The sequence below is a fragment of the Mesorhizobium jarvisii genome (assembly GCF_003601985.1).
In the GTDB taxonomy this organism is placed as follows: domain Bacteria; phylum Pseudomonadota; class Alphaproteobacteria; order Rhizobiales; family Rhizobiaceae; genus Mesorhizobium; species Mesorhizobium jarvisii.
The window spans coordinates 350,898-363,946 of record NZ_QZXA01000001.1 but is presented as its reverse complement, the minus strand read 5'-3'; the positions used below and the strand labels follow the sequence as shown (position 1 = coordinate 363,946).

Sequence of the window (13,049 nt, the reverse complement as noted above, 5' to 3'; positions counted from 1 at the left end):
AGGAAACAAGGTGAACATCACGAGAAGACTTCTGGGGAAGGTGGCGCTCGGGCTGGCCGGCGCAACCATGCTGATGCAGGTCCCGGCTTTTGCCGCGGACAAGCCGGCGCCGTTCGACAAGCCCGGCGTCAAGATCGCGCTGGTGCGCTATCTCTCGACCGGCGACTTCTTCCAGGCCTATCTCTCGGGCGTCGAGGCGCAGTCCAAGGCGCTTGGCATCGACCTGCGCGTGCTCGACAGCCGCCAGGATGCCGCCCTTCAGTCCGATATGGTCGACCAGGCCATCGCGCTTGGCGTGCAGGGTATCATCATTCAGCACGGCCTGACGGAATCGATGAAGGATGCGGCCCAGCGCGCGGTCGACGCCGGCATCAAGGTGGTGGCATTCGATGTCAATGTCGAAAACCCCAAGATCCCGCAGATCGAACAATCGGATAAAGACCTTGCCCGTCTCGCGCTCGAGCAGGCGGTGAAGGACAATGGTGATAGCTGGAATGCCGGCTATGTCTACATCGCCGGTATCGCGCCGCTCGACCGCCGCAACGAGACCTGGGTCGACGTGAAGAAGAAATATGCCGGCATCAAGGAAGTCGCGATGTTCGGCACGCTCGACAACCCGATCGCCAACTCCGTCGCCAACCAGGCGCGCTCGGTGCTGTCGGCCCATCCCGACATCAAGGTGATGTTCGCCCCCTATGATGAATTCGCCAAGGGCGTGAAGATCGCCGTCGACGAGGCCGGCCTGAACAAGGGCATCAAGATCTATTCGGCCGACATCTCGACATCGGATATATCGGCGATGCGCGAGCCCGATAGCGCCTGGGCGGCGACCGCGGCGACCAACCCGGCCGTCGTCGGCCAGGTCTCGGTGCGCGCTCTGGCGCAACTGCTCGCCGGTGAAGATCCCGGCCACAACGTCATCGTGCCGCCGACGCTGATCACCCAGAAGGAACTGATCGACAAGGACATCAAGAACATGGAAGACCTGTCGGCCAAGCTGCCGCAGTTCGCCCATGCCGATGTCGCCATGCCGGCCTGGATGCCGAACCCGAACGCGAAGTAGGTGGCGTCATAGCGCATATGAAAAGGGCGGCCTGCGAGCCGCCCTTTTTGTTGTCTGCTGGAAAGCCTATCGCAGCGCCGCCGCGATGTTGCCGCCGTCGACCGTCGTCACGTCGGCGGTGGTGCGTTCGGCAAGCGCGTGATGCAGGAAGGCCTGCGCCACATCCTGCGCCGTCACTTCCTGGCCAAGCAGGTTGCCGGACATGTATTCCTTCTCCGACACTCCGCGCGCGCCGGAGCGGCTGGCGATCATGGCGTCGGTCAAAAGGCCGGAGCGAATACGGTCGGCGTTGACGGCGTTCGAGCGGATGCCATGGGTGCCGTAGTCGAGCGCATATTGCCGGGACAGGAACAATGTCGCCGCCTTCGGCACGCCATAGGCGCCGAATTTCGGACCGGGATTGACCGCCTGCTTGGAGGTGTTGAACAGAAGCACACCGCCGGTGCCTTGTTCGAGCATGATGCGCACGGCGTTCTGCGCCACCGACTGATGGGCGAAGAAATTGAGTTCGAAACTCTTGCGCAGCAGCGCATCGTCGAGCTCGCCGATCCGGCCTTCCCAGGCCGCGCCCGCATTGGAGACCAGGATGTCGACGCCGCCGAAGACTGCGACCGCTTTGTCGAAAGCGGCCCGCACCTGGACCGGGTCGGTGATGTCGGCGCCTACACCGATCGAATTGTTGCCGGCTTTCTTGGCGGCTTCAGCGGCCTTTTCGGCATCGAGATCGACGACGACCGCATGGGCACCATTGTCGGCGAACAATTTTGCCGTCGCAGCCCCGATCGCGCCGGCGCCGCCGGTGATCAGCACCACCTGGCCGGTCAGCGGCTTCGGCTTGTTGGAGGCAAGCTTGGCCTGTTCGAGCGACCAGTATTCGAGCGGGAACAAATCGGCCTTGGACAGCGGATGGAAACGGCCGACGGCTTCGGCGCCGCGCACCGCCTCGATCCACATCTCGCCGACATCGGAGGCGATCCTGGCATCCTTCAGCGTGCGGCCGTGGCCGAACATGCCGAGCCCCGGCACCAGCGTCAGCCGCGGCATCGGGTCGAGCATGGTGCGCTTGACGTCGTCGAGTGCGTCATTGGTCTCGAAATAGGCGCGGTACTCCTTGGCGAAAGCGTCAACATGGCTCTTGATGACGCCCTTGTAGTCGCCAACCTTGTCGGCGTCTGGCGCGGGCACCGCCATCGGTCCGGTCTTGATGCGGATCGACAGATCCGGTGTCGACACGCCGCGTCCGGCATAGTCGGCGATGGCGGCCGAATTGATGAAATCGACGATCGCGTCGGAGGTGCGGAAGTCGGAGATCATGCGATCGAAGCGGCCTTCGCCGCGCGCCACCGCAACGGCGCCGCGCAGCATCGGGGCAATGGAAGCCGGGGTCGCGAGCTTTGCCGGCAACGCTGCTTTGGCAGCCTTCGGCTTAGCATTCTCAGCGACGTACTCCTCGGCGACGTTCACATAGTGGATCATCCGGTCATAGGCCTGTTTGGCATCGTCGCCGAAGGTGAAGATGCCGTGCTTGTCGAGGATCAGTCCTTCCACCGTCGGGTCGGCATCGAAGACGTCGGCCGCCGCCTTGGCGAGGTCGAAGCCCGGCATGATGTAGGGCACATAGCCCATCTTGCTGCCGAACACCGTCTTCACCAACGGCTTCGAATCTTCCTGGTCGACGATAGCCAGGATGGCGGTCGAATGGGTGTGATCGACGAATTTGTGCGGCAGGAAGGCATGCAGCAGCGTCTCGACCGAGGGGTTGGGCGAGGAGGGGTCGATGAGGTTCGCCCGCTGCAGCGCCACCATGTCCTCATCGGCGAGCTTGTCCAGCGCGCGCGCCTTGAGCAGGGCGCGCATCTTGACCGCCGGCAGGCCCTGCGGCTCGATGACGGCCATATCCCAGCCGCTGCCCTTGACGCACAGCACATCCCATTCATCGCCGACGAGATCGGTCGCCTTGATCTTGCAGGACGTATTGCCGCCGCCATGCAGGACCAGCTGTGGCACGCCGCCCAGCAGCCGCGTCGTGTAGACGCGCAGCGCGAGGTCGCGGCCGACACCCTTTTTCGCATAGTCGGCGACGAGTTTCTCGGCCGTGTCGTCGTTCCACAAATTCTTCATGTTCGCTTCGTCCAGTTGCTGTCTTGGGTGGTGAAACAGGAATGCCGCGACGCCTTGATGACAATGCGCCGGCGAAGGGTTGCTTTTTCAGGATGCGTTTTGTGGTGCCGCTCCGGCATGATCGAGCAGCCGCTGCGCCATATGCGCGCCGACCACTAGATGCGTGCAAAGCCGGCCGGCGAGCGCCGCCAGCAATGGCTCGAACTTGCTGTCCTCCTGCACCACCATCAGGCGTTTTTCGATGGCGCGCAGCGAGGCGAGGTCAGCCGAAATGACCCGGCGGTTATAGCTGCAGTCGAGCGCCTCGCCCTTGGCGTCGATGATCTGTCCGGCGATCACGCCGGCGGCGCCGATACCGCGCAGCGCGGCCATTTCGTCCGGGTTGAGCGCGCCGCATTTGACGACGTGGCTGTCTGCATCGACGGTGCCGACGGAGAAAAGCGCGAGGTTGCAATCGCTGATGCCGGCCAGTTGTTCGCGGATCACCGGCTCGGCGCGCAGCGCACGCGCCAGCTCTTCCGTCGACAGCACCAGCGGCGCATAGAAATTAAGCCCCTTGGCGTTGAGGCGCCGCGCGATCTCCATGGTGCACTGGTCGGGCCGATAGGAGTAGGGCGCGCCGAGATTGCCGCAGAGCTGCACCACCGTGACATCCTGCAGGTCGGCATAGGACATGATGTCGGCGATCGTATAGACGGTGCGGCCCCAGGCGACGCCGATGCGGTCGCCCTTCTTGACCAGTTCGAGAAAGACGCTCGCCGCCAGCACGGCGATATCAGTCGACGGGTCCGGGATATGGCCGTTCTCCGGCGCGATCCAGACCGCGTCGAGTTTCAAGGCGTCCTCGAGCCTGCGCGCCATCACGTCGTCGGTGAACAACTGGGTCGAGGTCGAGATGTTGACGATGCCGGTCTCGCGCGCCTTGCGCAGATACATGGCCACCGAAGCACGCGAAATGTTAAGCTGGCTTGCAACCTGGTCCTGCCGCAGGCCATGCGCATAGTAGAGCCAGGCGGCTTTGTGAATGAGTTGTTCTGCCGGTCGGATCGCCATGCCGCCTCCTCGGCTGACATTAGTCACGGCTCTCGACAAAAGTCAAATTGGCATGCGTGAGTGCGATCGCCTCTAAACAAAACGCATCCGGGATGGTCGTTCTACAAAGCCAGGACAGCATAGCATTTTCGGCCATTCAGGGGGATGGCTTGACGAGAGCCCTAAGGTTAGAAAGCTCGAAAAGGACTTTTTGGGGAGGACGGGATGGGCAATCCTTACGAACAGGATCTCGACAGGAACGCGGCCAACCACCAGCCGCTGACGCCGCTCACCTATCTGGAGCGCGCGGCAAGGACGTATCCCGACCACATAGCCATCATCCACGGCCGCCAGCGCATCAGCTACCGCGATTTCTGGCGCCGCTCGCTGAAGCTCGCCTCGGCGCTGCAAAAGCACGGCATCGGCAAGGGCGACACGGTCACCGTGATGCTGTCCAACACGCCGCCAATGCTGGAGACGCATTTCGGCGTGCCGATGACCAAGGCGGTTCTGCATTCGCTCAACACCCGCCTCGACGCCGCGGTCATCGCATTCCAGCTCGACCATGCCGAGACCAAGGTGCTGATCGTCGACCGCGAATTCTCCGGCGTCGTCCGGCAGGCGCTCGATCTGGCCAAGGTCAAGCCGCTGGTCATTGACTATGACGATCCCGACTACGCCGCCGACGCCCCCTATCCGAAGGGTGAGCGGATTGGCGCGCTCGACTATGAGGATTTTGTCGCCGGCGGCGATGAGGATTTCGCCTGGTCGATGCCCGACGATGAATGGGACGCCATCTCGCTCAACTACACCTCGGGCACGACGGGCAATCCGAAGGGCGTCGTCTATCACCATCGCGGCGCCGCCCTGATGGCCTACACCAACACCATCCATGCCGGCATGGCCAAGCACGCCGTCTATCTCTGGACGCTGCCGATGTTCCACTGCAATGGCTGGTGCTTTCCATGGACGCTGGCCGTCCAGGCCGGCACCCATGTCTGCCTTCGCTGGGTGCGGCCGAAGCCGATCTACGATGCTATCGCCGATAACGGCGTCACCCATCTCTGCGGCGCGCCGGTCGTCATGTCGGTGCTGATCAATGCCAAGGATGAGGATAAGCGCACGTTCGCGCAGACGGTGACCTTCAACACCGCGGCCGCGCCGCCGCCAGAAGCCGTGCTGTCGGGCATGGCCGATGCCGGTTTTGCCGTCACCCATCTCTATGGCCTGACCGAGACCTATGGCCCGGCCGTGGTCAACGAATGGCACGGCGAATGGGACGATCTTGCCAAGGGCGAGCGCAGCGCCAAGAAGGCAAGGCAGGGCGTGCGCTATGCCGCGCTCGAAGGCCTGACCGTCATGGATCCCGAGACGATGCAGGCGACGCCGGCCGACGGCGAAACCATCGGCGAGGTCATGTTCCGCGGCAATATCGTCATGAAGGGCTATCTCAAGAACCGCAAGGCGAGCGACGAAGCCTTCGCCGGTGGCTGGTTCCATTCCGGCGATCTCGGCGTCATGCATCCCGATGGCTACATCCAGCTCAAGGATCGTTCCAAGGACATCATCATTTCGGGTGGCGAGAACATTTCCTCGATCGAGGTCGAGGATGCGCTCTACAAGCACCCGTCCGTCGCCTCCTGCGGCGTTGTGGCGCGCCATGACGACAAATGGGGCGAAGTACCGGTTGCCTATGTCGAGCTGAAGCCCGGCAAGACGGCGACCGAGGCCGAGATCATCGAGCACTGCCGTTCGCTGCTTGCCCGCTTCAAAGTGCCGAAGGCGGTGATTTTCGCCGAGATTCCAAAGACCTCGACCGGCAAGATCCAGAAATTCCGGCTGCGGGAAATGGCCAAACTCGCCTGAAGCGCCGGCGGCTTCTTCAAAAATATGTTGAGTTGCCCGCATCCTTGGGCCGCTTGGTGACGTCTGTTGGATGTCACCATCTGTCACTATCTTGTACGCGTACGTCGATTTCGCGTTGACATCCCATCTTCTTCAATTTACGACTGACGAAAATTGAAATTCGTCACTTGTCAAACGAAAGAGCTATGTCCGAAGCCGCCAACATCATGGTCGATGCCGCCAGACAGGAGAATGTGACGCGCATTCTCGACTGCGCCGAGCGCCTGTTCCGGCACTACGGCTACGGTAAGACCAATGTTGCCGACATTGCCCGCGAGCTCGGCATGTCGCCGGCCAACATCTACCGTTTCTTTGCCTCCAAGGTTGAAATCCACCAGGCGGTGTGCGGCCGGATGCTCGGGGCCAGCTACAACATGGCCTACGAGATCATGCGCCTGCCGATTGGTGCCGAGGAGCGGCTTCGTCGCTACATCCATGCGCAATACAAGATGACGCTGGAGACCATGCTCGATGCGCAGAAGGTCCATGAGATGGTCATCGTCGCGCTGGAGCGCGACTGGGGCGTCATCGACAAGCACATCGACAGCATCCACGATCTCTTCGCGGAGGTGATACGCGAGGGTATCGAGACCGGCGAGTTCGCCGAGCAGGACCCGGTGACCGCGTCACGCTGCTTCGGCGCCGCCACAATCATCCTTTGCCATCCGCAGATGGTGGCGCAGTGCCTTGCCAAGACCAACCGGGCGATGCCCGACGACCTGATCGACTATGCGATCAAGGCCTTGAAGAAATAGCCGCCGCCCGCCGGGCGCCGGTCGACAGTTCATCTCCAGTTCGGGAGTGCCAAGGTGTCTTTGTCCCATTCCATTATCCGCCGGTTGCCGGTCGCGGGCCTGTTCGTCGCGGCGCTTGGGCTTGCCGGCTGCAGCCAGGAGAAGGCCGAGGTCAAGGAGATCATCCGCCCGGTCAAGGTCGTCGAAATCGCCCAGGTGCATGACTCCCGCATGCTCTCCTATTCGGGTTCCGTGCGGGCCCGCACCGAAAGCGCCCTGGCTTTCCGCGTCAACGGCAAGATCACCGAGCGCCTTGTCGACATCGGTCAGCACGTGGCGCCGGGCGATGTGCTCGCCCGTATCGATCCCACCGACTACGACCTTTCGGTAAAAAGCGCGCAGGCAGCGCTTGATGCCGCCGAACGGCAGGTCGAGACGACGGAGCTAGCGCGCAAGCGCGCCGAGCAGCTTTTCACCAAAAACTTCGCGCCGAAATCGCAGCTCGAACAGGCGACGCTGACCCATGACCAGGCGGTCGCCACGCGCGACTCCGCCCGTTCGTCGCTTGACCAGGCCAAGAACCAGGTCGGCTATACCGACCTCAAGGCCGACAGGGACGGCATCGTCACGGCTGTCAACGCCGATGTCGGCCAGGTGGTCGGCTCCGGCACGCCTGTGGTCACTGTCGCGGTCGACGGCGAAAAGGAAGTGCTGATCGCGGTGCCGGAAATGGAGATCGCCGAGTTCAAGCCGGGCAAGTCAGTCAAGGCGGGCTTCTGGTCCGACAGCACGCTGGCGCTCGACGGCAAGGTCCGCGAGGTTGCCGGCAGCGCCGATCCGCAGTCGCGCACCTTCGCCGTCCGTGTCAGCCTGCCCAATGATTCCCGCGTGCTTCTAGGCATGACCGCCAATATCGAGGCCTCGGCCGCCAACGAGAAGCAACTGGTTTCGATCCCCTTGAGCGCCTTGGCTGAGAAAGACAGCCAGTCGATCGTCTGGACCGTTGATCGTGGCGCCGACACCGTTCATGCCCGTCCGGTGACGGTTGCCAAGTTCGCCGCCGATGGCGTGCGTGTGGCCGAGGGATTGAAGCCCGGCGATATCGTGGTCGCCGCGGGGACGCAGTTCATGACCGAGAATCTCAGGGTGAAGCTCGCCGGCGGCGTGGCGCAGCAATCAGCGTCCGCCGAGGGCGACGACGCCAGCCGGCTGCGCTGAGGACAGATAGGTCGGCCGCGCGTTCTCGCGGCCGCAGGTTTCCGGGCGGCGTGCGCCCGAAGGTTGAGACGTCACGGCCGATGTACCCCCGCATCGACTTAGCGTCCCACCGCGATGAGTGTCTCTCCGCTCGGAAGGCCTCGCCGCCCGGAAGCCAGATCGAACGCAGATGATTTCGTTTCGCGCGCGGCGCTTCTTCGAAGTGCCAGGCGCCGGCAAACAAGCAAAGTGGACCTGCAACGATGACGACCTCCACTGAAGAAAAGCGGCCCTTCAACCTGTCGCGCTGGGCCATCGGCCATCCCTCCATCGCGCGCTTCCTGTTCGGGCTGATCATCATCGCCGGAGCCCTCGGCCTGATGCGCATGGGCCAGAAGGAAGACCCCGATTTCACCTTCCGGGTAATGGTCGTGCAGGCGATTTGGCCGGGCTCCTCGATCCAGGAGATGGAAGACCAGGTCGTCAACAAGATCGAGCGCAAGCTGCAGGAAACACCGCATCTCGACTTCGTGCGATCCTTCACGCGCGCCGGCAGCGCCATCATCACCGTGCAGATCAAGGGCGACACCAACGCCGCCGAGGTGGCGGACGCCTTCTATCAGGTGCGCAAGAAGGTCGGCGACATTTCCGGCGACCTGCCGCAAGGCCTGCTCGGTCCCTATTTCAACGATGAGTTCGGCGACACCTTCATCACCCTGCATTCGATCAGCGGTGACGGCTTCTCCTATCCGGAGCTGAAGAAGTTCGCCATCCAGGCGCGCGACATGCTGTTGACCACGCCTGGCGTCGAGAAGGCCGTCATCATTGGCGATCAGCCGGAAAAGCTCTATATCGACGTTTCGTCCAAGGCGCTCGCCGAGCGTGGCTTGACGCTGCCCGACCTGCAGAACGCTATCAAGGGCCAGAACAATGTCGATCCGGCCGGTGCCGTCGACACCGGCGTCAATTCGGTGCGCATCTCCGTCGAAGGCGACGTCACCAAGGCCGCCGATATCAGGGAATTGCGCCTGCGTGCCGGCGGGCAAGTCACCCGTCTCGGCGACATCGCCACCGTGACCTCCGGGCTCGAGGATCCCTTCCAGCGCAAATACCGTTTCAACGGTCATGACAGCGTGCAGCTTGGCGTCGTCATGGCCAAGGGTTTCAAGGTCACCGATGTCGGCAAGGATGTCGAGGCGACCTACAAGCGCTTTGAAGAAGCGCTGCCCTATGGCGTGTCGGTCGACCAGATTTCCGACCAGCCGGGCGTCGTCACGGATGCGGTGGCCGAATTCATGCATGCCCTCGGCGAGGCGCTGCTGATCGTGCTTGTCGTCTCGTTCCTGTCGATCGGCTGGCGTTCGGGGCTGGTCATCGCCATCGCCATTCCGCTGGTTCTGGCCGCTACCTTCGCCATCATGTACGAGCTCGGCATCGACCTGCAGCGTATTTCGCTGGGCGCCCTGATCATCGCGCTCGGCCTGCTTGTCGACGATGCCATGATCGTCGTCGAGATGATGGAGCGTAAGCTGGAGGAGGGGCTGGTCAAGATCGAGGCCGCGAGCTTCGCTTATACATCGACCGCATTCCCGATGCTGACGGGCACGCTGATCACCACCGCCGGCTTCATCCCGGTCGGCTTCGCCGCCTCCACGGCCGGCGAATATGTGCGCACCCTGTTCTATGTCGTCGGCATCGCGCTGATCGTCTCGTGGTTCGTCGCGGTCTATTTCACCCCGTGGCTCGGCAACATGATCCTCAAGCAGCGCAAGCATGCCGGCAGCCATCATGATGTCTTCGACACGCGCTTCTACCGCCGGCTGCGCTCGACCGTCGGCTGGGCGGTGCGCCACCGCATAATCGTGCTCGTCATGACGCTGGTGACTTTCGGCACCAGCCTGTGGGCGTTCCAGTTCATCCCGCAGAACTTCTTCCCGCAATCGTCGCGGCCGGAAATCCTGGTCGACCTCTGGCTGCCGGAAGGCACCAGCATCAAGGAGGTCGAGGCGCAGGCCAAGGCGCTGGAAGCCAAGATGATGGACGACAAGGACAAGCGCTTCATCGCCACCTATATCGGCGAGGGCGCGCCGCGCTTCTTCCTGCCGCTCGACCAGCAACTGCGCAACCCAAACTTCGCCCAGATGCTGGTGATGGCCAATGACGAGCCGGCGCGCGAGCGGCTGATCGTCAAGCTGCGCACGGTTCTGGCCGAGGATTTCCCCTCGATCCGCGCCAAGGTCGACCGCCTGTTCCTCGGCCCGCCGACCGGCTGGCCGGTTCAGATGCGCGTCATGGGTCCCGACCGCCAGGAGGTGCGCCGCATCGCCGACCAGGTGAAGGCGAAATTCCGCGAGGATCCGTTGCTGGGCGCGGTGCATGACGATTGGCTTGAGCCGGTGCCGGCGATGAAGCTGGTCATCGACCAGGATCGCGCCCGGGCGCTAGGCGTCACCTCGCAACGCATCCGCCAGATGCTGCAGGCGACCATGGCCGGTGCGCCGCTCGACGACTTCCGCGACGGCGAGGAGACGGTCTCCATCGTTGCCCGCGAGCCGGATGCCAGCCGCAGCCTGCTGTCCTCGGTCGACTCGGTGTATATCCCGACCGATTTCGGCGGCTTCGTGCCGTTGTCGCAGGTGGCCAAGGTGGTGCCGGTGCTGGAGCAAGGCATCGAATGGCGCCGCGACCGCCTGCCGACCATCAGCGTGAGGGCAACGCTGCCCGACGGCGTGCAGTCCAACGATGTCGTCACCAAGATGTACAAGGACATGCAGGGCCTGCGCGACGGCCTGGCGCCCGGCTACAAGATCGAGATCCAGGGCGGTGCCGAGGATTCGGCCGAAAGCCAGGCCTCGATCGCCGCCAAGGCGCCGATCATGCTGGCCATCATCGTGGTGCTCTTGATGATCCAGCTGCAGAACTTCGGCAAGGCGATGCTGGTGCTGGCCACCGGTCCGCTCGGCATCATTGGTGCGGCTGCCGCGCTTTTGATCAGCGGTGCGCCGTTCGGCTTCGTCGCCATCCTCGGCGTGATCGCGCTGCTCGGCATCATCATGCGCAACTCGATCATCCTGGTCGACCAGATCGACCAGGACATCGCCAGAGGCATGGAGCGCTCGGAGGCCATCATCGGCTCGGCTGTGCGCCGTTTCCGGCCGATCGTACTGACGGCGATGACGGCGGTGCTGGCGCTGATCCCGATATCGCGCGCCGTGTTCTGGGGCCCGCTCGCCTACGCCATGATGGGCGGCATCGTGGTTGCCACCGTGCTGACCATCCTGGTGCTGCCGGCAGGTTACGCGCTGTTCTTCGGCCGCGAGCCGAAGAAGGCGGTGAACAGCGAGCAGGCGCCCGAACCAGAGTTGGCGACCGAGCGGCCGCAACTGGCCCTGGCCGCGGAATAGAGCTGTTCTATGGCATCATCCGCCATCGGCTATGGCGGATGATGCGGCGTGACGGCTGCTCCGTTGCGCCGATGAAAATGCTCCCCGCTGCCGATTCTGCAAAACAGAATTCCTTCCCAGGGCCGCAAAGCGGTTCCATCCTGCGCGACACCGGAGCGGCAACGCTCGTCCTCATCAGGGTGTCTTTCCATGACAGAAAAACGGCAATTGCGGCTTGGCGCCTTCATGCGCCCGGTCAGCTTGCACACCGGCGCCTGGCGCTATCCCGGCGCCTATCCCGACGCCAACTTCAACTTCGCGCATCTGAAGCGCTTCGCCCAGACGCTGGAAGCCGCGAAGTTCGACGCCTTCTTCATGGCCGACCATCTGGCCGTGCTCAACATGCCGATCGAGGCGCTGCGCCGCAGCCACACCGTCACCTCGTTCGAGCCGTTCACGCTGCTGTCGGCGCTGGCCGCCGTCACCGATCATATCGGTCTCGTTGCCACCGCGTCGACGACCTTCGACGCGCCCTATCACATTGCGCGCCGTTTCGCGTCGCTCGACCATATCAGCGGCGGCCGTGCCGGCTGGAACATCGTCACCACGTCCAACCCGGATGCGGCGCTCAATTTCGGGCTGGACGAACATGTCGAGCATGACGAGCGCTATCACCGGGCGCGGGAATTCTACGATGTCGTGACCGGCCTGTGGGACAGTTTTGCCGACGACGCCTTCATCCGCGATGCCCAAAGCGGGCTCTATTTCGATCCCGCCAAACTGCATGTGCTGGACCACAAGGGCGAGCACATCTCGGTGCGCGGGCCGCTCAACATTGCGCGGCCGGTACAGGGCTGGCCGGTCATCGTCCAGGCTGGTGCCTCGGAAGCCGGACGGCAGCTGGCGGCCGAGACGGCGGAGGTGATTTTCGCCGCTCATGGCGATCTTGCCGCCGGGCAACGCTTCTTTGCCGACGTCAAGGGCAGGGCACAAAAACTCGGCCGCTCCCGCGACGACATCAAGATCCTGCCTGGTGCTTTCGTCATCGTCGGCGACAGTGTCGAGGAGGCACGGGCCAAGCGGGCGAAGCTCGACAGCCTGGTCTATTACGAGAGCGGCATTGCCTCGCTGTCGATCGCGCTTGGGCATGATGCGTCGGCTTTTGATCCTGACGCCGCTTTGCCTGAAATACCGGAGACCAATGCCTCGAAGAGCAGCCGCGAGCGCGTCATCGAGCTTGCCCGGAACGAAAACCTGACGGTGCGCCAGCTTGCCCAGCGGCTGGGTGGCTATTCCGGCCTCGCCTTCGTCGGCACGCCGCAAACCATTGCCGACGAGATGGAGGAATGGCTGGTCACCGAGGGATCGGACGGCTTCAACATCATGTTTCCCTATTTACCCGCCGGGCTCGACGATTTCGTCGAGAAGGTGGTGCCCGAGCTGCAGCGGCGCGGCATCTTCAGGCGGCAGTATGAGGGATCGACGCTGCGCGAGAATCTCGGTCTGAAGCGTCCGCCCAACCGGTTCTTCGAGAAGACGACGATCCGCAAGGCTGGTTGAGGTCTCGGCTTGAGACCAAAAAAATAGGGCGCGCCGAAGCGCGCCCTATGTCTG

Annotated in this window: 8 protein-coding genes; 6 read left to right on the top strand and 2 right to left on the bottom strand. The window is 63.3% G+C overall.

The features are described from left to right. Positions 1-10 precede the first annotated feature (10 nt). A complete protein-coding gene (locus tag D3242_RS01815) occupies positions 11-1,063 on the top strand; it encodes a substrate-binding domain-containing protein (RefSeq protein WP_064983231.1) in 1,053 nt (350 codons plus the stop codon). 66 nt (positions 1,064-1,129) lie between these two features. Here the strand turns inward: D3242_RS01815 and D3242_RS01810 are convergent, their stop codons facing one another. Next, entirely contained in the window at positions 1,130-3,184 is a 2,055-nt protein-coding gene (locus D3242_RS01810) for a bifunctional aldolase/short-chain dehydrogenase (protein WP_064983230.1), read from the bottom strand. Between the two features lie 87 nt (positions 3,185-3,271). Continuing rightward, positions 3,272-4,237: a sugar-binding transcriptional regulator gene (locus D3242_RS01805; RefSeq protein WP_064983228.1), complete on the bottom strand. Its 966-nt coding sequence runs from the start codon at positions 4,235-4,237 to the stop codon at positions 3,272-3,274. Positions 4,238-4,441: 204 nt separating this feature from the next. Between D3242_RS01805 and D3242_RS01800 the strand changes: the two genes are divergently transcribed. The 5 genes from D3242_RS01800 (at position 4,442) to D3242_RS01780 (ending at position 12,995) form a co-directional block, all read left to right on the top strand. Continuing rightward, complete coding sequence (locus D3242_RS01800; RefSeq protein WP_064983227.1) at positions 4,442-6,082, top strand: acyl-CoA synthetase; 1,641 nt, start codon at positions 4,442-4,444, stop codon at positions 6,080-6,082. Positions 6,083-6,267: 185 nt separating this feature from the next. Continuing rightward, on the top strand, positions 6,268-6,876 hold the full coding sequence (locus D3242_RS01795) for a TetR/AcrR family transcriptional regulator (protein ID WP_064983225.1): 609 nt from the start codon (positions 6,268-6,270) through the stop codon (positions 6,874-6,876). Positions 6,877-6,930: 54 nt separating this feature from the next. Then, entirely contained in the window at positions 6,931-8,073 is a 1,143-nt protein-coding gene (locus D3242_RS01790) for an efflux RND transporter periplasmic adaptor subunit (protein WP_064983224.1), read from the top strand. Positions 8,074-8,315: 242 nt separating this feature from the next. Continuing rightward, positions 8,316-11,456 (top strand): efflux RND transporter permease subunit, encoded by a 3,141-nt coding sequence (locus tag D3242_RS01785; protein WP_019856849.1) that lies wholly within the window; start codon positions 8,316-8,318, stop codon positions 11,454-11,456. Positions 11,457-11,645: 189 nt separating this feature from the next. Then, entirely contained in the window at positions 11,646-12,995 is a 1,350-nt protein-coding gene (locus D3242_RS01780) for an LLM class flavin-dependent oxidoreductase (protein ID WP_064983222.1), read from the top strand. The last annotated feature ends 54 nt before the right edge of the window (positions 12,996-13,049 follow it).

Excerpts from the sequence above, each read along its gene's own strand:
- D3242_RS01810 (WP_064983230.1), bottom strand. The coding sequence starts at position 3,184 with ATGAAGAATTTGTGGAACGACGACACGGCCGAGAAACTCGTCGCCGAC.
- D3242_RS01805 (WP_064983228.1), bottom strand. The coding sequence starts at position 4,237 with ATGGCGATCCGACCGGCAGAACAACTCATTCACAAAGCCGCCTGGCTC.
- D3242_RS01800 (WP_064983227.1), top strand. The coding sequence starts at position 4,442 with ATGGGCAATCCTTACGAACAGGATCTCGACAGGAACGCGGCCAACCAC.
- D3242_RS01795 (WP_064983225.1), top strand. The coding sequence starts at position 6,268 with ATGTCCGAAGCCGCCAACATCATGGTCGATGCCGCCAGACAGGAGAAT.
- D3242_RS01785 (WP_019856849.1), top strand. The coding sequence starts at position 8,316 with ATGACGACCTCCACTGAAGAAAAGCGGCCCTTCAACCTGTCGCGCTGG.
- D3242_RS01780 (WP_064983222.1), top strand. The coding sequence starts at position 11,646 with ATGACAGAAAAACGGCAATTGCGGCTTGGCGCCTTCATGCGCCCGGTC.